Genomic DNA, 21,760 nt, shown 5'->3' on the forward strand with positions numbered 1-21,760 from the left:
GTTGTCGCTTAAGCCGCAACGATAGGGACATTTTGTTGTTCAGTTGGCGTTGGTTCAGCCACATTAGTTGGCACCGTTTCCGCTTTATGCTGTTGCCATTTCATCATAATCACCGCTGCGATACCAGCTAATAAGCTCGCGCCCAGCGTAACCAATCCTAGTATGAAAAACAGAGAGAAAGAGGCTAAACCAATAAGTGCTTTTGGTCCATTTTCACGAAGGCTTTTAAGCCCTGATGGTATGTTTGACGACCATTGTTTCGATTTGTTAAGCCACAGTTTCACTTTATTAATACAGCATTTGACACTGTTTAACCAAGACGTCGACTTTTTCGAGCAAGGCTCAGCTTCTTGGTTGGTATTTTTTGATTCAGTTGATTCAGTTGATTCAGTTGATTCAGTTGATTCAGTTGATTCAGTCATTAGATCTCCTTGGGGTCATCAAAGATCACCCCTTTTTTAACTATTCATTGTTTGGCTCAAGTGTTTGGCTCAAGTGTTCAACGAGAGAATTATTTGGTCACTGCTGTTGTCAATGCATTCACTTCAGTTTCAACTTGTTTACCATTGACTGTCATCAACTTGATTTCATAAGAAACATTACCGTGGTCATCATCAAGTTCAACGCTCCACGCTTTACCGCTAAATTGTATTTCTGCTTGCTTCACAACATCTGCAAACGATAAATATTGACCACTGTTCAAGCCAGATAAATACAATGCATCTTCTAATTTATCATCAGCGTCATGATCATCATTCTGACCACGATTGTCTGTTAAAATAACATCACCCGTTTGTGTGTTGATTGCGGTATAAATTTTCTCTCCGTTTTTACCAATTAATTCAATTTCATAGAAAACCTGTCCCATTTTCACTTCACGATCGGCTTCAACGGTTACGCCACCCGTGTTGGTTTCAGCCAATGCGACGGCCTGAAGCAGAGAGACTGGATCTTGACTAAAAGATGTAGGTGCATCACCTGCATTTGCAGAGCCAATGGCCATCATGGCGCCTAGTCCAAGCAGAGTCGAAATAGTTGTTGTTTTAAAAACTGATGTATTGTTCATGGTTAAATCCTCATTTGTTTTAATGCAGACAAGGTGCTTCCCTGTCGATGAGGCTACTTTACTTAAGACATCTTTCCGCAAGTTTTCCTGAACTATACATTTTTGTAAGGTTTCAAGGCGAAGTCATATTGCAAGAGATAGGTTTAGGCCTATTTCTCTCACCCTGACAGCTCTTCCCCTAGCCAAAGTCAATGAAGCTAAAGTTCAATGGAGCAATGCAGTCTAAAACGAAAATATGCATATAACTGTTAAATAAAGGTATTGCTTAAAAAAGGCAAAATAAATCAAAAAAGCGCTGTACAAAAAACGCACAGCGGTTATTATATCGCTCAGTTGTTCAGAGAGTTATTAAATGCAGCATCAAGTACAAGTAAAGCTTCCACTATCAAAACCGTGTTTTGTAGCTAGACGTTTGCCTTATATTTTAGCGTAACATGATATAATTCAATAAATTAACATAGTGTTAATGTTGAACTTTTTAAAACTAAATAAGGGGCATCATATGTCTAACTCAACTACTGGTACTGTAAAATGGTTTAACGAAGACAAGGGATTCGGTTTCCTTGCTCAAGACAACGGTGGCGCTGACGTATTCGTACATTTTCGTGCTATCGCATCTGAAGGTTTCAAAACGCTTACTGAAGGTCAAAAAGTGACTTTCGAAGTAGAGCAAGGCCCAAAAGGTCCACAAGCAAGCAACGTAGTCGCTCTTTAATTAAGCGCTAATAACGTAAGCTGATATGCAAAAAAGGTCGCTAATGCGGCCTTTTTTTGTACCTGTAATGTTTAAAAATTGAATAAAAAGCCGCTTTACTCGTAAACAAAGAAGATCAAGACTTTCACATTGCAATGGCGTTTTAACTTTCGCTAACTCGTTATAATGGGGTTACCAGTTTATAATCCGAAAATGGTGATGGCGGCAGTTAACCCATCAGCTTCTTAGAAGCTCATATCTTTCCCACACGCCTAATTTCCCTATAACCCAGCTAATTTCATCTGTATTGTTACGGTCAATTTAGCCACCTAATCAGAGGTCCAAAAGCATCCATTAACAATGTGCCATTAGTGAACGCGATTCTCTCTTCGCTTACTTGCTGTTATAGATCAAGCTGATTGGCTCTGTTCTGCGCTAATATAAGTCTATTAACATTCCTAACCTCTCCTTTAAGGGCTAAGGTATGTGATAAATAAAGAACAAAAGGAATGTTCCCTATGAGTAATAAGTCTAGTCTGGCGATGCAGTCAACCGTTGCCTCTTTTATGGTGGTATTTGGTGGGATGAATTTTGCGGTAAATGCAAATGATACCGCTGATCTTGATAGACTATATGGTATGCCTGTTAGCGCTTCCCACGTAAAATATTATGAAGTTGATCCCCATGACAACATCATGCTCAACCCCTATCTTCAGGTCGCGAATGAGCAGTGGTCGGCAGTGATTGATGCTACGAAATCTGCCTATGATTGGTGCATAGATGAACAAGGCAAGCTTGTCATTATTCAGCCTGTGCCACACCCAAGGGGTCGTCAATATTCCGGTAAATTTGTTCGACCAGAAGATGGATATACAAAATTAACGGGGTATACAGAGAAATATGGACACGTTTCGGCGACTGCAGGGCAAAAAGCCAGATTTTGTGGTGAGATCGTCTACGATAAAAATGGAGAGCGTTGGCTAGTTAACAATAAATCTGGACGATACAGTAAACACATCGATGATCGTACACCTGACAAATTGATTTATGCCGCTAAACTAATTAGAAAGTGGGTTGAGACTGGTGGAGAGGCTTGGGGGCCTACTATTTATCTATTAGAATATGGTCCTGAAGACATTATGAAGGCCGCTTTTCACTCTCTAAATGTTTATTATGCGAATCCTGAAACTAAAAAAATGCCTTATATAATATTATAAACCCCCGCTTATCAGTTGAAGCGAGGGTTTATTACTTACTGGCTACTTAAATAAGCCTATTCTCCTAAAATGTAAGGTTTTTTCTTTTTCTTCTCGTCAAGATATTTTATTTGACTGCTGCCTTCGTATTTATTTTGAGTTGCTTCGTTACCATAGGCTAAGCGGTATTGCACTTCTCCCCATGGCTTGCCTGACGGGTTAACGGTTGCTTTGATTAGTTTAGCTACATTAGCTAGCTGCTCAGGAGTACGATCGACGTTATTTTTAGAGTAGCGGCCTGACTTGTTGTTAATCACCCAAGTACCATCTTCAAATAAAATTTCGCCGCCTAGACGAGCAACACCACCCGCTACACCAGATGTGTGACCAAATTTCTCTTTTGGATATTTCTTCTTGCCGCCTTTAACTTTAACTTTTTTCTTTCTACCATCTTCAGGTCTGATATAGCCATTTTTGTAGATACGCCCCATCGGGTGCGTCGCTTCTTGGACAATCGCAACATTACCATCTGCGTTTACTATATAGTTATAGACGCCAACTTCAGGATCGATCACTGCTGGTTGGTCTATAGTCGCAACCTGTAAGTACGGGTTAAGCATAATGTCGTCGGCTTGATCAACTTCATAATATTTAATATAAGAAGGTAGCGTTAATGTACCGTATAGTTTATCTAACTCACTGTCGCCTTGGGCTGTTTGCCCCGCAAATTTGTAGCCATTATTTTTAGAACCAGGCCAGAAATGTAACTTTGGGTTACCATTTTTTTGCAGCGCGATTTTATCTTGATCACTAATTTGGCCCTCTTCGTAAGCTAAGATTGAGTCACCGATAAGTTGAATCGCTGTGTTTTTATCTTTAAATCCACGCGCTTCAAGCTTAAAGTTACCTTTCTCATCGCGGCCTTTATAAGAAGTAAACCAAGTTTTGATAATAGTGGTAATGCCTGGAAACTTATCATCTAGACATGCAACATCACTACATACAGAAAGTGGACTACCATCTTGAACCATCAGAATTTTATAATCATTTTCGCCACCGTCCACTAGATCTAAGACGGCAATTGGGCGTGCTTTAATTACTGAGCCAATTGGCACTGCTGGACCCAAGACTAAAACATCCATTGGGTCACCGTCACCACCTTGATCTTTTGGTAAAATAGTTCTCGGGATCATACCGTAGTTGCCAGGGTATCCAAGATATTTTACATAACGCGGTTTACCGTTTTTCTGCTCCAGCTCTAACATGCCAGTTTTCTTATTTACTTCATATTTTGCAGTTTGGCCAGCAGGGATCTCGACGACGACATTGACGGTGCCATCGATGTTATGAGCACTATATCCAGAGAGAAAATTTTTCTCTCCTTGGAGTACTGAAACATGGGGAGCGACGCTAGCCATTGCTGTTGTTGTTAAACAAACAGCCGCTGCAACTAATGTGTAAGACAGTATTCTCTTCATTATCTTTATCCTAAGTTATTTAAAAAAAAGGTGTTTTATTGTAGAGTTTTGTTTACATACTTCTGGTGCAATTATGATGGGTCGTCATTAAATGCCACTGTCCCATCCGGATTCTTAGCTGGCTCTTTGTAGGACCTTAAATCTACATCTTTAAGCTGTGTAAACTTTTCAAGCTTCAATCCGCCTTTGCGCAAGTAGGTCGTTTTTGAGCCGCGCCAAACTGAATTTTTTGGTAAACCAATTTCGCTATCCATCTGCGCGTACATTTTTTGCATGAATTTTTCAGCTGTAATATGAGTTTCAGCCATGTCGTAGTAATCCCCAGTCGGGTAGCCAAATGAGAAATCATAGACAAATGCGTGCTCTCCCCCCTCAATGGGTAGCCATGCTTCCATGGAGATCCCCGCAGGAAAAGGCAAACCAGGAAGGATCATGAACCCAGGCTTCATCCTGACACTGTATGCACCAACACCTTCAAGGGGAATGCTTGGGTCAAGACCTAGGGTTTCTAGTTGTGGAACATATTGAGCAAAGTCAGCTAGCGTTTTTGGTAAATTGGTAAGTTCAACTTCTACTTTTACTGATTTTTCTAAGTAGGTATCGAGTAAGTGATTAGCAGCAGGACCTACATTCTCTTCAACAGATGCATCCTCTTCATCTTCCATAGCGGTAAATACGAGTTCAGGCTTTTCTCTATCGATAAACTTAACTGTTAACGCAGACGAAGAGGGCTTTCCTTCTAAATATTTTGTCGTGATTCTGACAACATATCCAAGCTTGGTTAGATCCCCTTTTGGCGTGTCGTAATACACTTTGGTTGAAAAAGTCAGTCCATCGGCATCAAAGGTTTTCTCTTCAAGCTGAATGTTTTCCTTTTTTGCAAATGCTTTAACTTTATTCCAAATCGTTTGTAAGCCTTCTTGAGGGGTCAGCCCCGCCTTAGCAGGGTCGATGAGAAACTTCATCTCTCTCGCTTCAACGATCTCTAATGCTTCAGGGTGCTTTTTTATCTGGACCTCATGAGGTAAAGCTGTTGCAGCTTGTACTGTGCTTGCTGTAAATAGTGAAAGAATCAGTGTTAAAGCCAGTGTTGTTTTCATAAATTTGAACCTCAAAAATAGTTAATCCAGCAGTAGCGGTTACATATTTGGTGCCATTGACCTTTATTACTAATAAATTTGCTCAAATAACCAATCAAAAACGTTGCTTAACCGTTATTTAAAACAAGTTATTTGTAACTAACTTAGTGCTAATCTAGCCTCCTCAAAAACAATAGTATTGATCTGCGTCAATCATATGTTCGGGTTTTGCAGTGGGCATGTAGCAACTTTGATATAGATCTAGTTTTAAGCATATCTGACAACTACTTGATCACGGAAAGGGGGAGGCAGATTTTTTTAGCTAGCATTTCGAGTAATGGACGTTTTGTATGAGAGCCATGATTACATTTTATTTACTTTTTATAGCGACAGATTGTTGCTGATTGCGCGTGGTTGGCATATCAATTTTTCAGGTTCTTTTTAAAATCATTTCAAGTAAAAACGAATGCTTTTACCTAGCAAATAAAGGGGTTTAAATAAATGAATTATGGGATCAATTACTTTCACCACAATGCGTTACGTGCTTTTAAATATAGTTTTATCAATTAAAAACAACAACTGAAAAAGAGTGATGCAAGAGGCTCAATAAGGGGAGACTTGCCTCTAACTACTTACCTAAAGTAGATTCATCTTACATAGAGCAAAGCTAAACTTAACAAACCAACAAGCAAAATCAGATAATGAAACATAAACAATTACACCTAACCCCATTAATGGTTGATTGCATTTTTAGGTTGCAACTTTTTAAAAGCTTACATCGGTATACTTAAAATCCTCTCGCCTCTTAGCCAGCAAGCAACATGGGGATTCATAATTATTTCATTTTCTAGGATCAACAAAATAATCGGGGATATTTAACAGGCCCTGCTCTCAAAACCATATTCAAGTCGTTGTACACTAAATTAAGCATAAAACAGTTTTCAATCACTAATATTTAGGCTATTTGACTTAGACAGCCCCGAGTCTTATGAAAAATTTCACCTAAGCTTTTTGCATAGGAGATATGTTATGGGTGGATAACGATATACCCAGAATTTAAAGAAGAAGCCGTTAAACAACTATTATGCGTGGCTGTTTTAAACTGCAGGCTGCTCACAGAAAATTGTCATCCTTATTGCGCAAAATCACACAAAGTCACTATACTGTATAAATATACAGTTAACTATCTTTTAGCATGAACATAATTCCAATTTCAGCCAGTGCGGGCATAACAGGTTTTGAATCCCCTGCCACTGATTACAAGCAACTGCCGCTAAGTCTTGATGAATTGCTGATTGAGCATCCGAGCTCAACATTTATTGGCCATGCCAGTGGTGATTCTATGGAGGGGGTCGGCATATTCGATGGCGACATTTTAATAGTCGATAGGCATGTTGATGTGCGAAATCAAGATGTTATCGTGGCGAACTTCAACGGTTCTTTCGTATGCAAGATTATCGATAAGGTGAACCGATTACTGCTATCTGCTAATGAATCTCACATGAGCACGCCTATCCTCGAGCACGACACTTTTAGTGTTGAGGGCGTGGTGATCCGCTCCATTCGCTGCCATCGTAAAAGCCCAATACTAGAGAACGACTAACCATGTACGCACTTGTGGATGCTAACTCATTTTATTGCAGCGCAGAGCAGGTGTTTAGGCCGGACTGGCGTAACCGCCCTATCGTTGTGCTAAGTAATAACGATGGGATGATTGTTGCGGCTAACAGATTGGCCAAAGAGGCTGGGGTCAATAAGTTCGGCCCTTACTTTGAAGCGCAAAAACTGTGTGAGCAAAAAGGTGTTATCGCGCTATCTTCAAATTATGAGCTTTATGGCTCATTATCTGCTGCCATGATGGAGGTGATTGGCCGTTTTGCACCTGAGCAGCATATCTACAGTATCGATGAGTCGTTTTTATCGTTTAAGCACTGTTACCCCGCTATCCCTTGTTTAACTGAGCATGCGATGAAGATAAGGCGCGCCGTTTGGAAAGAAACACGGCTTCCTGTCTGTGTGGGGATTGGCTCGACGCTCACTCTGGCTAAGGTCGCCAATCACGCAGCTAAGAAAATACCCGGCTATAAAGGTGTTTGCGCCATTACCTGTGATGAACAGCGCATTGCCATTTTAAAAACCATGAAGACCGACGATGTATGGGGGGTTGGCAGACGTATATCTAACAGACTTGCGATGATGAATATTCACAGTGCTTTTGCCTTGTCACAGATGAAAGCCGGTATCGCAAGCAAGCAATTTAGTATCGAGCTTGAGCGTACCGTCCGTGAGTTGAACGGCGAAGTGTGCAAAACATGGGATGAAGCACGAGCTGACAAGCAACAGATCTTTTCTACCCGCAGTGTTGGTAACCGAATAACCGACATAACATCATTGTGTCAGGCGTTAAGCAAGCATGCATCAACCGCCGCGGCCAAAGCCAGGGCTCAAGGCTCACTCTGTCAAAGCATGTTAATTTTCGCTTCTAATTCCCCTTTTGATGAGCAGCCTAGCGGTTTTAAGTTTGTGCATCATTTTGCTTATCCAACGAATGACACGTGTGAATTGATAGAAGCTGCAACACGCGCGGCTATCGTCAGATTCAACTCCTCTATTCGTTATTACAAAATCGGCGTAGGACTAATTAATCTGTGTAGTGAGGCCAACCTGCAGCAGGACTTGTTCGAAAGCAGCAGAAACCCTAATAGAATGCAGGTATTAGATAGCATTAATGCTAAATATGGCACTGACGCACTGTTTCTGGCCGCTCAAGGCATATCACAGAAATGGGGCATGCGCAGAGAGATGCTTACCCCCCAATATACCACCCGCTGGAAAGACATCCCTATCATTAAATGTTGATGGGGACTTTCTAAATTTTTTTAACGACTTACATTGTTACTGAAACAAACTAGGACTAGTATTTGTTGAGACGAATGAACGCCTTGAAGCGTTATGAGTCTTCACCCCCTTCTCGACGACTGTCGAATAACCGGACTGGTTAACATTATGAGCGAAAATTCAACACAAGCACCATCCCATCTAGTACGTAATCTTATTCTTGCAGCCGTAGTGCTCGCAGTACTTATTACTCTGAGTTATTTTTATATTCAACATCAAAAAAACTATCCGAGCACTGATGATTCCTATGTACATGCCAATATTATCTACATCGCTCCCCAAGTCAGTGGCAAAGTCGTCAGTGTTAATGCATCGGATTATCAAAAGATTAGTCAAGGTGACTTACTGGTGCAGATAGACCCTGCCCCTTTTCAAGCCAAACTAGATGAAGCTCGCGCAGCCTATGAGATGGCGCTGCAAAATAATGCCGCCACCGATGACGCCATACTGGCTGCGAGTGCCAATGTTAAAAGTGCAGTGGCTCAATTATCTGATGCTCAGGTAACCTATAAACGTATTAAAGATTTAGTCGATAAAGAGTTGTTGCCTGCTCAGCAACTTGACGACTCGCGTGCCAAGCTTTCGGCAGCTGAACAGAGTGTCATCGCCGCGCGGGCAACCATGGCTCAACTTATCAAATCTCAAGGTGCACACGGTAATGCTGCGCCAGAAGTGAAAAAAGCGGCTGCAGCACTGAGTCAGGCAAGTTTATCGCTTTCATACACCAACATTTTCGCGCCTAAAGATGGCCATTTAGGCAAGTTAAGTGCCCACGCCGGTAGCGTTGTATCCCCCGGACAAGCGCTTGTGCCTTTGGTTGTTGATAACACGTATTGGGTTCAAGCTAATTTTAAAGAAACCCAACTTGAACGACTGAGCGCAGGCCAGAGTGCAACAATAACCCTAGACCTTTACCCTAAGGTGGATTATCACGGCACCATTGAAGCCATTTCCCCCGCCAGTGGCGCTTCCTTTACGCTGTTGCCACCTGAAAATGCCACGGGAAACTGGGTTAAAGTCCCACAACGTTTCCCTGTGTTAATTCGCCTCTCTAACGAAAGTGAGCATCCTGACTTTCCACTACGTGTGGGTGCAAGTGCTAACGTAACCATTGATACGGTTAATAGCCAACCAAAGCATCAAGAGCAGTAACATGAGCGATAATTCAGAGACAATGCCGAACACTGATGACAATCAGGTATTGAGTGAAAGAAGCCGCAAACTCGTCACGTTAGCGGTAATGCTATCAGCCATCATGGTATTGCTTGATATGACCATCGCCAATGTTGCCTTACCACATATGATGGGGGCATTGGGGGTCACGTCTGATCAAATCACCTGGGTACTGACTTCTTATTCTATGGCTGAAGCGATATTTATTCCGCTAGCCAGTTTCCTCGCGCTTAAATTTGGTGTGCGTAATCTACTGTTGGTTTCAGTGAGTGGATTTATGATCAGCTCTGCACTTTGTGGACAAGCTGATAGCATTGCTGAAATGGTCACCTTTAGGGTGATGCAAGGAGCATTTGGGGCTTCAGTTATCCCACTGTCTCAGTCAATAATGGTGCAGATCTATCCCGCAAGCCAACGTGGTAAAGCCATGGCACTGTTTAGTGTCGGGATATTACTAGGGCCTATTTTAGGGCCGACACTGGGTGGGATCATCACCGAGAATATGAATTGGCGCTGGATTTTTTATGTGAACCTCCCCGTTGGTGCAATCTGCCTTACGCTGATTTACTTATTTGTTAAGCTCGGTGGCAAAGGTAAACCTAAAATTGATTGGCCAATCGTCATCGCGATGACCATTGGTATTGGTTTGTTGCAGATGGTGCTCGACCGAGGTAATCAAGAATCCTGGTTTGAATCTAATACCATCTTGTTTGCCACCATTATTAGCGTGATTGCGATTATTTTCTTTGTCGCGCGCTCTTTTATTACTAAGAGTGATATCGCGCCAGTGTGGTTATTACGCGATCGTAACCTTGCTATGTCGTGCCTTGTCATGGCGGGTTTCTCAATGGGGATGTTTGGCATTACTCAGCTGCAACCTATGATGCTAGAACAGCTATTGAATTATCCGGTTGAAACAACAGGTTTTGCAATGGCACCAAGGGGCCTAGCCTCTGCAATTGTTTTGCTAGGAATGGCACGCTATATGGACAAAATCGATGCAAGGCTGCTTATTACTGTTGGCCTATCTCTTAATGCCCTTGGCACCTATTTGATGACTCAGTATTCGCTTGAAATCGACATCTACTGGATTTTACTGCCGAGTATTATACAAGGCGCGGGTATGGGATTGGTTTTTGCACCGTTAAGTCAGCTGGCCTATGCAACCCTATCACCGAAAGACACGATTAGTGGTGCAGTGGTGTTTAATTTGTGCCGAACAATTGGTGGCTCTTTCGGCATCTCTATTGTGAATACCTATTTCTCGCGGATCCAGCAACAAGAGTGGAACCAGCTAGGTGGCGCCCTTTCACCAGCTAATCCGGTTTTACAGAACGCGGCGCAGATGCAAGGTACCACGATCACTGATCCGTCATTTATAGCCCAGCTGCAAAATATACTACAGCAGCAATCAACATTAACGGCGTTCGTATATACGTTCGGTTTTTTACTGGTCTCCTACTTATGTTTAATTCCATTGTTGGCGTTATTTAAACCTAAACCCAAAATTGAATCAGCTCCATAACTCAATTCACCTTCTCTACCTATCTAGCGGGTTAACATAATAAGCTAAGCGTTCAGTCTGAGGACGCTTAGCTTTTATCATTTAGTCTAATATCTCTTGCTTCGTTAACACTAGAGGGATGATTAATTTACGCTCGATAAATGAATTTATATCGGCCTAATGTTTACGTTTAAGCTATTGATACAAACTTCAACATAAGTTAATGCCGCCACTCAAAGCGGCCAGCCATTAACATTTTGCATTGTTATCCGCCTCATTTTACATCGCGCTACAACTAAGCATTAGCTTTATGTCTACGGCTTGATTACCTTTGTTTTTATTTATTAGATTCGCTTCTATATTTGCTTGACTCTGCGTCAATAATCACTAAACTACGCGCCGTTTGCCTGATGTGCAACTGCTGTAGCCCAGTATTGGCGTAGCTTTTTCATTTTAGGTAAGCCGTGTATTTTCTTTATTTAATCCAAGGACAATAAATGGCAAGCGATAATAATTATAGTTTAATCCCGGTACCTAATTCGGCGCGTAAAGGCGTTTTATCCCTAACAATGGTAATGTTGGGACTGACCTTTTTTTCAGCAAGTATGTGGACAGGAGGAACGCTCGGCACTGGCCTCTCCTTTAATGATTTTGTTCTCGCAGTTCTCATTGGTAATTTAATTCTCGGTATTTACACTTCGTTTCTTGGATATATTGGTTCTCAAACAGGCCTTTCAACCCACCTCCTCGCTCGTTACTCTTTCGGTTTAAAAGGTTCTTGGTTACCCTCGCTACTTCTTGGCGGCACTCAAGTTGGTTGGTTCGGTGTTGGCGTTGCTATGTTTGCCATCCCCGTTCAAAAAGCCACAGGCATCGACACCAATCTGCTTATTATCATCTCGGGTCTATTAATGACCATCACAGTTTACTTCGGCATTGGCGCCATTATGATTTTGTCAGCCATTGCGGTTCCAGCTATTGCACTATTCGGTGGCTTCTCAGTTATTCAAGCGGTCGATACCATGGGCGGTATGCAAGGCCTTATGGCAATTGAGCCTGAGAGCCCTATCGATTTTAATACCGCTTTGGTTTTGGTTGTTGGCTCGTTCATTTCAGCCGGTACATTGACTGCAGACTTTGTGCGTTTTGGTAAGAATCCAAAAACCGCGGTGTTTGTCACCATGTTTGCTTTCTTTGTGGGTAACTCGTTAATGTTTATCTTTGGCGCAGCTGGCGCGGCCGCCACTGGCCAAGCGGATATTTCAGAGGTGATGATTGCACAGGGCTTGTTGATCCCAGCAATTATCATCTTAGGCTTAAATATTTGGACCACCAACGATAACGCGCTATATGCTTCAGGCCTTGGTTTTGCAAACATTACTGGCTTACCAAGCAAGTACTTGTCGATTTTTAACGGCATAATCGGCACCTTATGTGCACTATGGTTATATAATAACTTCGTCGGTTGGCTAACCTTCTTGTCTGCGGCAATCCCGCCAATTGGTGGCATTATTATTGCCGATTACTTAAGACACCGTGAAAAGTATAAAGACTTTACCAACACCAAATTTGCTACGGTTAATTGGGCCGCGATTACCGGTGTCACCCTTGGTGTGCTAGCGGGTCATTTATTACCTGGCATAGTACCGATTAATGCAGTACTTGCAGGCGCCCTCAGTTACTTATTGCTTGATGAAGTGCAAAACCGTATTAAGCAAAACAAATTAGTTAAATCAGATTGTAAAAATGCTACCAATGCATAAGGAAAACACCATGTCATCAGCAAGTATGTTGATCAAAAATGTGACTCTAAAAGGTCAAGAAGGCCTTCAACAATTGTTGATTGAAGACGGTAAGTTCAAAGCAATTGCTGCTATGACGCAAAGCATCGAACTTCCAAGTGCCGATTCTTTACAAGTGATTGATGGCGAAGGCGGCATGGCGGTGCCCCCTTTTTGTGAGCCACACGTTCACTTAGACACCACCCAAACTGCTGGTGAGCCAAGCTGGAATATTTCAGGCACCTTGTTCGAAGGTATCGAGCGTTGGTCTGAGCGTAAATCTATGCTGTCTATCGAAGATGTTAAGTCTCGCGCTAAGCAAACGCTAAAGTGGCAGATTGCTAACGGTATTCAACATGTGCGAACTCACGTTGATGTGTCAGATCCAACCTTGATTGCACTTAAAGCCATGCTTGAAGTGAAAGAAGAGATGAAAGACTGGGTCGATATCCAGATTGTGGCTTTCCCGCAAGAAGGTATTTTGTCATACCCTAACGGTAAAGAGCTGCTAGAAGAAGCCGTTAAACTTGGCGCGGATGTGATTGGCGCAATCCCCCACTTTGAATTTACCCGTGAATACGGCGTTGAGTCACTACACTATGTGTTTGAGCTAGCACGTAAGTATGACCGTCTTATCGATGTGCACTGTGATGAGATTGATGACGAGCAGTCGCGCTTTGTAGAAACCGTAGCAGCCCTTGCCCATAAATATCAAATGGGCGAGCGCGTAACGGCAAGTCACACCACGGCAATGCACTCTTACAATGGTGCATACGCTTCGCGTCTGTTCCGTCTGCTTGGTATGTCTGGTATTAACTTCGTTGCCAACCCGCTAGTGAATATCCATCTGCAAGGCCGTTTCGATGATTATCCTAAGCGCCGTGGTATTACCCGTGTGAAAGAGATGCTCGCCGCTGACATTAACGTTTGTTTTGGTCACGATGATATTTTCGATCCTTGGTATCCGCTCGGTACCGCTAACATGTTGCAGGTGCTGCACATGGGTCTACATGTTTGCCAAATCATGGGTTACGATCAAATCAACAACTCGCTGGAGCTTATCACCAGCAAGTCAGCCCGTACGCTAAATATTCAAGATAACTACGGTATCGAACTGGGTAAGCCTGGTAACTTGCTTATCTTACCGGCTGATAATGGCTTTGATGCCGTGCGCCGCCAAGTGCCAGTGCGCTATTCAGTGCGTCAGGGTACGATTTTAGCTGAAACCAAAATTGCGCAAACGCAAATTCATTTAAGCGAAGTCGAAGACGTAACGTTCCGCCGTTAAGACGATTTGCCATAGTTAAGGCTCGCATTAACGATGCGGCCTTAAACATCGATGGCAAAAAACAGTTAGATTAACAAATGCGGTTATAAATAGCCGTGGTTGTAAAAAAATGTGGCTGTAAAAGGGTAAATCTATTTGTGTTCAGCATATCTTGCAGCGCAGATAGGCTTACCACTTTTTATTATCAATCTTGCAGCTCTACAGGCATTCTTTACAGGCATTCTTTACAGGCAGTTTCTACAGGCAGTTTCTACAGGCAGCCTCGATATTCAACCATTAGCGCTATCCTCGCTAATCAATTGCTGTAAATCTTCTGGAATTGGCATCGGCTTTAATGGGCTAACATTTGCCCCACCGGTGTTACCGAGTGGCACCCAAATTTTCGTAAACAACACTGAGGCCATAATCCGCGTACATTGGCCAAACACTTCTTTAAAATCCCGTTTCTGCCAACCTATCTTCAGCATCCACCAATGCGATTTTACATGCGTAATGACAAACGATTGTCCTAAAATATGCGCTCGCTCAAGATGATGAAATGACGAGTCTAACCCACCCGATTGATAAAACTGTATAGCTTGGTTCATTTCAGAATTAAAAGCGTCTCTCAATTTCTGTCGCATACAATGGCCTCTTAGTTGTTAACTATTAGTGGGGGCGTTAAGTTATACATCAAGCTGCTTTTTGACGTGTATAAATAGAAATTCATTTAATTGGCTTAACTCAAAACCTAACGTTTTATTATTCAGATGTCCAACACATAGGCACAAACCTAATACCATTAACTTCAGCTTCATTGTCTGTGGTATTGAAACCTTGGGATTCATAAAACCTGACGGCATTAACACTCTGTTAAGCGCCGATTGTAGCTTGCTAAAATGTGCAACGAAACGAAACCGAGCAAACGGTTAGCAATCTTGTCTCAATGGCTTGCTACGCGTTTGTTGCACTACAAGATGTACTTCTCTTGTACCTGCACTTAACGCTATTTCCCGAAGTACTCGGTCTTCGACTTCCGACAAACCTCCTTCAAAAAATTCATGAGGCTGAAGGATCATTTTAGGTGCGCGTTTAAAAAGGCCCATTGCACCGAATTATTTAACGGCATTTTTGAGACAACTTTCCGCCACAAAAACTTACCAATAAGTAGCCTTGTTGTAAAAGGCGCTTTAGAGTGAAATGTCATGCTACAACTTCGGTGTTTTTCAAGGTAGTAGCCACGCTCAATATCTCTCTAAGTTGGTCGTACTTCAATTCAGTGAAGTTCAGAAGAATGAGGCGAAAACCAAAGTGAATAGATAATCACCAACACGCATAAGTAAAAGTAAAACCCCGAGATATTTTCAACTCCTATTCATAAAAGCGCATAATCACCCACTAACTATGTCTAAGCGCTCGATAAAAACATCAGTTTAGTAGGCCGCTAGCGGCGTTTATTGTGCCGCCCTGTCGTTATTTGTTGCTGCACTGATTTAATTTTATGGCTTGCTGTGAGAGAATTCGCGCCCGCGTAATTTCGCCAACAGTTAACGTTCAACCAAAGAAGATTACAGTGAAACAAGATAGAAATTTTGACGATTTGGCCCATAAGTTTGCTGCCAGTATTTACGGCACCGCCAAAGGCGAAATAAGGCAAACCGTTGTTTGGCAGGATATTGAACAGATTTTATTGGCTTTAACACCCAATCAAGATGTCCACCAGCACAATCAAGTGCTGAACGTTCTCGATGCCGGTGGCGGCTTAGCGCAGTTGTCGCAAAAGATTGCCGCGCTGGGTCACAATGTCAGCCTCTGCGATCTCTCTAGTGAAATGTTATCGCTGGCTAAACAAGACATCATTGAAAATCAGTTGTTGGATAAATATCGATTTATTCATAGTCCGGTGCAAAATGTGGCTGAGCACTTGAATGAGCCCGTTGATTTGCTACTGTTTCACGCGGTAATGGAATGGTTAGCAGAGCCGATTAGCGCACTCACTTCACTATGTGAGCAAGTCAAACCGGGCGGGATTATCTCGGTGATGTTTTACAACTATAACGGCCTGCTGTTTAAGAATCTTATCTGCGGTAACCTCAATCATATCGAGCAGGGTATGCCGCACCGTAAGCGCTTTAAACTGCAGCCTCAGCAAGGGATTAAACCCGAGTTAGTTTATCAATGTTTGGCGCAAGCCGGTTTCACTATTTTGGGTAAGACTGGGGTTAGAACCTTCCATGATTATATGCAAAATCATGACATGGGTGACTTTAGTTTTGAGCAGATTGTCGCGATGGAGCAAAAACTATGTCGTGAGGAGCCGTTTTTGTCGTTAGGCCGCTATATTCATGTTTATGCGCAAAAATCAGCATAACAAGAGCATTATTAATTTCCGTTTAACTCTGCATTGATAAAATAATCATGGCAAAAGTTAGAGCAAAAGTATCACAAGAAGAGGTGCTTTATGTTTATTGGTGCAGGGTTAACATTGAAATGGCTAGGGCTGGTGATCTTTTATATTGTGCTCATTTGGATCTGCGCTAAATAAGTCGCGTTATGCCGTGATGATTTACAGGCTCGAGTAACCGCTTAAATGGCTATGAAATCGCGCTAACAATAACTCTCTGTTAGCGCGTTACTATACAGTAGCTATCACATGCCGAGTTTACTTTAACGCAGCTAACTCTTGTTTTACCGCTGCAACCACATCCTCAGGCTTGGCTAAATACAGTGAGTGATCGATAAATATCGCTTCATCGCCTAATGTCATCACAACGACTGGAAACGCTGAAGTACCAATGGCCTGACCTATCTCTGCAATACCCGCTAAAACACTCTCAGCTTCATGGCTAATGGCATCTTTAAAGACTTTGTTTGATGGCGATAACTTATATTGATTGATGATTTTGTCGAAATCTTCACGAGAATTTAATGCATTACCTTCAACAAAGTGTTGCTGTTGCATGGCTTGCAGTAATTCAAACTCTTTATCGGCTTGTTTAGATTGCACCCAAGACATAAAGTTAGCCATCTTAATTGAGTTAGCCTTATGGCTCCCTTGTTTCAAGTAAGCATCACCGAAAGTCACAGGGCTAAGTGTTCTAACCTGATCAACTTGCGCCATTTTAGGCGCATCTTTGCCATTATAATGCGCACAGTGCAGTAAGTGAGTCTCAGCAAAGTCGAACGCGTTAATCAGCTCAGCGACAACCGGTGTGGTAGCATAGCTCCACGGACAATGAGAATCATAAATAAAATAAAGTACTAAAGGTTCGTTTTGAATGTTTGGCTGATTAGCTGGCATTGACGCTTGTCTTGTTAATATATTCTGTAGCACCGATCCTAAGGGCTTTAGGATTTTTATTCAAACAGCAATTGCATTGTTACGGTAGATTTATGTGTAAAAGCCAATAAAAAAGGAAGCAACTTAACGTGGCTTCCTTTTTTGAGGTTTTTTAACGAGTAAATACTAATGACCGAATATTAGTCCGCTATTGTTAACTCGCCATATTGCCGAGGTATTATTAGCCAGTTAATGCTAAACGGCCTGCGCCTCAGTAGCGGTATTTACGCCATGCCATTGGTAATGGTTGTTAGGCTTTTTGCTGACGATACCGTCATTAAACATTTTGGCAAAAATCTCATCAACTTCTTCAGTCGTAATATTGAGGTACTGACTCACGGCACGTTTGCTGCAATTAATCCTTTTCTGACCCAATGCATCAAGCACTTGTTCATATAAAGGTTTTGGCTCTGCTTCGGTTAGCTGTTTAGGCTCATAGTGCGGAATAAAGTCTGACTCATCACTATGCATACGTCGGTAAGCATCGAGCGTAATGGGCTCTAACTGGCTAGATTGTTGCTTAAAGCGTTGTCTAAAGCGATTCTCTTCACCGATTAAGCCAACAAAGAACGCGGCAAAGAAGTCTAACAAGATAGATAAGAACACCACTAATCCCAGCTGAGCGGTTTCAGCTTTAATGTTCAATGACATGGCTAAGCTTTCAATCAAACCGACTATAGAGCCTTGGCTGACAACCGGAATACTATCGCGCTGCATGGCTAGCTGCTGTTGCTGCTTACGTAGTTTGTTGTTCTCTTTTTGAATGCGCATCACACCGGTAGCAATGCGCTCCATCTGAATATACTTTTCAGCGGCAACATTGTTAAGCGCTATCTGTTTATCGATGGCTTCAATCTGCATGTTAAACGCATTCACTTTACTTTGCTGAACATGTACATGCTCTTGGGCTTTATTAGTTGCGCTATTAATACCGCCAATTGAACCACCTATCGAAATGGCCGCCAGTACCGCATAAAAACCCAGTGCTGAAAACATACCGAAGAAGTTCTTTCTAGAGTAACGCTCACCGACTTCATACCACGCAAAAAATTTACCCAGTTCGAAAATAACCGCTAAGCCGCCAAACAGCAATTGCATGACAGGATCATCATCAATAGAAAGAAACAGCAATAATGAAAAGATAATAGAGGCTAGAATTGAGGCGCCAGTAAAGCTATAAACGCTCCACATAGCAAACTTGCCTTTGGGAAAACGTTCAGCGTGATTTTGAGTGTAAAGCATAGTGGACTTCTAATATTGGATTGCTAAGTGAATACGGATGATATTCTGCGGAGTAAATTACTTGAGAATAAGAACATTTAGCTTACACTAATTCAGATGCTTTCTCTTTAAAATGTGCGTTTATTAGAGTCTTATGCGCAACAAACGCGCACAGTTTGTATTTATGCTAAGCACTTGTGTTTATTTGTTATATATAACTCGCCGCCGCTCACTAAAATCAGCTGACTTATCGTATCAATACTGCGCTGTATTACTAAAGCAAAGCGGTCTTATGCGCCGATCCCCCCTCTCTTTTTGCCTCACGGTTAATCCGTCTGACATATCTCAAGACTGAACTTATAGGCCTAATTTATAAGATTTATAGGCTTAACACCCCATGAGGACGGGACTGGATCAATATCATAGTTTGGTAAAATAGATTTTGCTGACATAGACCTGCTTTTACCAAGGTTTTACAATTAACCATTAACGCCCGTGTTTGCTATTAGCTCCCCTGCCATACAGCTATTAGTGTTATGCATTTTGCCCTATTAGGAAGACCATGAGAAAACTTGAATTACTCGCGCCAGGTGGTGATATTGAGTCCATAAAAGCGGCTATCGTTGCTGGTGCTGACGCCGTGTATTGTGGCCTTAATAGCTTTAACGCCCGTACGCGCGCCGAAAATTTAAGTTTTGAAGATCTATATGGCCTTCTGCGTATTGCCCACCAGCACGATTGCCAATTATTTCTGACCTTAAATATCATAGTGTTAGAACAAGAGCTGCCGGCGCTACTTAAACTGCTTAACCAATTGGTCAATACCTCAATAGACGGCGTTATTGTTCAAGATCTTGGCTTGTTTTACCTACTAAAACAGCACTACCCGACACTGGATATTCATGCATCTACTCAGGTAACAACGCACAATAGTGGCCAACTCGAGTTTTTGTCTGGTTTAGGAGCCTCTCGAGCAAACTTGTCGAGAGAACTTAATCTAACAGAGATCAAACAGATGTCAGACAAAGCTCATGAGCTAGATATGCTTACAGAGGTCTTTGTCCATGGCTCTAATTGCATCGGTTTTTCTGGCCTTTGTTACTTTAGCTCGGCCCATGGTGGTAATTCGGGTAACCGTGGCCGCTGTAGTCAGCCTTGTCGCGATCAGTATCAAACTACAGATGCAGGTGCACAATACCCGCTTAACCTGAAAGATAACTCTGCATTTTCAGATCTTGATGCGCTGTATGCAGCAGGCGCTGACTCGTTGAAAGTGGAAGGTCGGATAAAGAAATCACATTATGTATACCGTGTGATTGATACCTGGCGTAAACAGATCACAAGGCTTGAGCAGCGTAATGTGCTTTCTAATGATAAAGCGCCGCTATATACCGTATTTAACCGTGATTTTTCTAATGGTTACTTACATGGCGCTGTGGGTAAAAGCATGTACATAGATAACCCACGTGATAACGCTGTGCAGCATTTTACCCAATTAGAAAGCCTTAGAATGCTCACAGAGAAAAGTGCTTCAGGCTCGGTGAATGTTAAAAAGGCGCTATATGATGAAAAAACGGACATAATTGCGACTGTCGGTGACAAGATAGAACGACTGAGTTTAGCTAAGCCAATTATTTCGCTAACGTTTTATGGCCAAGAAGGTCAAGCATTAGCCGTAACAATTTCTGTTAGCCATGCAAACGCACTCACGGGCCGACACGAATTAACTCTTTTATCAGAAAGTAAGCTTGTTACATCAGACAAATATGGCCTGAATGAGGAGTTAGTAAAACGTTTCGCAAGTTTAGACAACCTTGAGTATGCACTGGCGCCTGTGTGCTTTGATGATTTAGCGGCAAACTTGTTCGTGCCGTTTAAACAGTTAACCACAATGAGACAGCAGATAGTCACTTGGCTGAATAACGGTCGAGAACATGTTGAGCCGGTATCCTTGCAACAAGTCCGTCAACAGATAGAGAGTAATAGCTGCGATAACTCTGGTTTAGATTTGAACTTACGTTTAGGGCTAGACTCAAGCTTAGACTCAAGCTCATATTTAGATGGGACCATTGTTACAGAACAGATGCTATCGACTAATATCGAGCAAGCCACTCAGTTATCGATATTAATTGCCAATAGACGAGATCTTGTACTCTATCGACAGTTAAAGCCGCAGATCGCTCTTAAGCAGATCCAAGTCTATTACCTAGTACCTGATGCGATAGACGCTGAGCGCGAAAAGCTAACGCTACTATTTACTCAAGAGCCTGAGCTTATTCCTTGGTTTGGCGCAGTCATTATGGAAACAGATTTTAATGCCGCTAAACACTTGCTCGATGAGGTGAAACCTAAGTTGATCGTGACTAACAATAGTGGCGTTGGCGTTGTGGCAACCGACTTAGCAATTGATTGGGTTGCCGGCCCTTATCTTAATACGAGTAACTCAATCAGTATGTACAGCTTGCAGCAACAAGGCTGTAGCGGTGCATTTGTCTCTAATGAACTCAATAAAAAACAGATAAAAGCAATTAAAGCACCTAAGGGCTTTACGGTTCACTACAGCCTTTACCACCCGATAATGTTAATGACTAGCCGCCAATGTCTGTTTTTACAGTCAAGTGGTTGTGATAAAGCGGTGATGGATGACGAGTGCTTAACGGTTTGCAAGAAAACAACGTCGCTTACCAATGTAAAAGGTGTGGATTTTATCATCGACAAGAAACGCCGCGAGCATAATGCCTTGTATGGCAATCAGCACTTCTTTAATCCACAAATATTAACTGAACTATCAGGTAACTTTGATAGCGTAATGCTGGATCTACGTAACGTTGTGACTAATAGTCAGCTACAGCAAAGTCAGTTTGATACCGCGATCAAATGCTCAGAGCTTTTGTCTTCTCAATCTATGTCAGATTTTGCTCACCTTATTAGTCACACCACTAACATCCAGTATCTAAAAGGCCTGTAATACAGCAATATCCACTTTTACAGCTTCACTCTATTGATGATCTCTAACCATTAACTCTTGACTGTTTACGTTAAGAGTTAATGGTTTAGCGTTAA

Annotated in this window: 17 protein-coding genes and 1 pseudogene; 10 read left to right on the forward strand and 8 right to left on the reverse strand. The window is 42.2% G+C overall.

Annotated elements, in window-relative coordinates:
• Positions 1-8: 8 nt before the first annotated feature.
• Positions 9-422 (reverse strand): hypothetical protein, encoded by a 414-nt coding sequence (locus ACVBIL_RS05755; protein WP_447166028.1) that lies wholly within the window; start codon positions 420-422, stop codon positions 9-11.
• A gap of 89 nt (positions 423-511) precedes the next feature.
• A complete protein-coding gene (locus ACVBIL_RS05760; RefSeq protein ID WP_447166029.1) occupies positions 512-1,066 on the reverse strand; it encodes a PepSY domain-containing protein in 555 nt (184 codons plus the stop codon).
• 502 nt (positions 1,067-1,568) lie between these two features.
• Between ACVBIL_RS05760 and cspE the strand changes: the two genes are divergently transcribed.
• Both cspE and ACVBIL_RS05770 read left to right on the forward strand, forming a co-directional pair.
• Positions 1,569-1,781: a transcription antiterminator/RNA stability regulator CspE gene (gene cspE / locus ACVBIL_RS05765; RefSeq protein ID WP_447159274.1), complete on the forward strand. Its 213-nt coding sequence runs from the start codon at positions 1,569-1,571 to the stop codon at positions 1,779-1,781.
• 497 nt (positions 1,782-2,278) lie between these two features.
• Positions 2,279-2,977 (forward strand): hypothetical protein, encoded by a 699-nt coding sequence (locus ACVBIL_RS05770; RefSeq protein ID WP_447166030.1) that lies wholly within the window; start codon positions 2,279-2,281, stop codon positions 2,975-2,977.
• A gap of 56 nt (positions 2,978-3,033) precedes the next feature.
• Here the strand turns inward: ACVBIL_RS05770 and ACVBIL_RS05775 are convergent, their stop codons facing one another.
• Both ACVBIL_RS05775 and ACVBIL_RS05780 read right to left on the reverse strand, forming a co-directional pair.
• On the reverse strand, positions 3,034-4,434 hold the full coding sequence (locus ACVBIL_RS05775; protein WP_447166031.1) for an inorganic diphosphatase: 1,401 nt from the start codon (positions 4,432-4,434) through the stop codon (positions 3,034-3,036).
• Between the two features lie 71 nt (positions 4,435-4,505).
• On the reverse strand, positions 4,506-5,534 hold the full coding sequence (locus ACVBIL_RS05780; protein WP_447166032.1) for a hypothetical protein: 1,029 nt from the start codon (positions 5,532-5,534) through the stop codon (positions 4,506-4,508).
• A gap of 1,174 nt (positions 5,535-6,708) precedes the next feature.
• Between ACVBIL_RS05780 and ACVBIL_RS05785 the strand changes: the two genes are divergently transcribed.
• From ACVBIL_RS05785 to ACVBIL_RS05810, 6 genes are all read left to right on the forward strand, one after another.
• On the forward strand, positions 6,709-7,116 hold the full coding sequence (locus ACVBIL_RS05785) for a LexA family protein (RefSeq protein ID WP_447166033.1): 408 nt from the start codon (positions 6,709-6,711) through the stop codon (positions 7,114-7,116).
• A gap of 2 nt (positions 7,117-7,118) precedes the next feature.
• Positions 7,119-8,372, forward strand: coding sequence for a Y-family DNA polymerase (locus ACVBIL_RS05790; protein WP_447166034.1), 1,254 nt, complete (start codon positions 7,119-7,121; stop codon positions 8,370-8,372).
• A gap of 147 nt (positions 8,373-8,519) precedes the next feature.
• Positions 8,520-9,563 carry an HlyD family secretion protein gene (locus tag ACVBIL_RS05795; RefSeq protein WP_447166035.1) on the forward strand — a complete coding sequence of 348 codons (1,044 nt, stop codon included), beginning with the start codon at positions 8,520-8,522 and terminating at the stop codon, positions 9,561-9,563.
• Between the two features lies 1 nt (position 9,564).
• Entirely contained in the window at positions 9,565-11,109 is a 1,545-nt protein-coding gene (locus ACVBIL_RS05800; RefSeq protein ID WP_447166036.1) for a DHA2 family efflux MFS transporter permease subunit, read from the forward strand.
• Positions 11,110-11,585: 476 nt separating this feature from the next.
• Positions 11,586-12,851 carry a cytosine permease gene (codB, locus tag ACVBIL_RS05805; protein ID WP_447166037.1) on the forward strand — a complete coding sequence of 422 codons (1,266 nt, stop codon included), beginning with the start codon at positions 11,586-11,588 and terminating at the stop codon, positions 12,849-12,851.
• A 10-nt stretch (positions 12,852-12,861) separates the two neighbouring features.
• The gene (locus ACVBIL_RS05810; protein WP_447166038.1) at positions 12,862-14,157 is read left to right on the forward strand and encodes a cytosine deaminase; all 1,296 of its coding nucleotides are present in this window, start codon (positions 12,862-12,864) and stop codon (positions 14,155-14,157) included.
• A gap of 269 nt (positions 14,158-14,426) precedes the next feature.
• Here ACVBIL_RS05810 and ACVBIL_RS05815 read toward each other — a convergent pair whose 3' ends face one another.
• Positions 14,427-14,780, reverse strand: a complete 354-nt coding sequence (locus ACVBIL_RS05815; RefSeq protein ID WP_447166039.1) for a DUF3703 domain-containing protein — start codon at positions 14,778-14,780, stop codon at positions 14,427-14,429.
• A gap of 118 nt (positions 14,781-14,898) precedes the next feature.
• A pseudogene (locus ACVBIL_RS05820) lies at positions 14,899-14,994 on the reverse strand (GNAT family N-acetyltransferase); the annotation flags it as partial.
• A gap of 715 nt (positions 14,995-15,709) precedes the next feature.
• On the opposite strand from ACVBIL_RS05820, the gene cmoM reads away from it, so the two are divergent.
• Positions 15,710-16,507: a tRNA uridine 5-oxyacetic acid(34) methyltransferase CmoM gene (gene cmoM, locus ACVBIL_RS05825; protein ID WP_447166040.1), complete on the forward strand. Its 798-nt coding sequence runs from the start codon at positions 15,710-15,712 to the stop codon at positions 16,505-16,507.
• 291 nt (positions 16,508-16,798) lie between these two features.
• Here cmoM and ACVBIL_RS05830 read toward each other — a convergent pair whose 3' ends face one another.
• Together ACVBIL_RS05830 and ACVBIL_RS05835 are read right to left on the reverse strand one after the other, a co-directional pair.
• Positions 16,799-17,437, reverse strand: a complete 639-nt coding sequence (locus ACVBIL_RS05830; RefSeq protein WP_447166041.1) for a protein-disulfide isomerase — start codon at positions 17,435-17,437, stop codon at positions 16,799-16,801.
• Positions 17,438-17,671: 234 nt separating this feature from the next.
• The gene (locus ACVBIL_RS05835; protein WP_447166042.1) at positions 17,672-18,718 is read right to left on the reverse strand and encodes a Preprotein translocase subunit SecY; all 1,047 of its coding nucleotides are present in this window, start codon (positions 18,716-18,718) and stop codon (positions 17,672-17,674) included.
• Positions 18,719-19,259: 541 nt separating this feature from the next.
• Here ACVBIL_RS05835 and ACVBIL_RS05840 point away from each other — a divergent pair.
• Positions 19,260-21,665: a peptidase U32 family protein gene (locus tag ACVBIL_RS05840; protein WP_447166043.1), complete on the forward strand. Its 2,406-nt coding sequence runs from the start codon at positions 19,260-19,262 to the stop codon at positions 21,663-21,665.
• Positions 21,666-21,760: the final 95 nt, after the last annotated feature.

It is taken from the genome of Shewanella sp. 125m-7, from assembly GCF_052977045.1.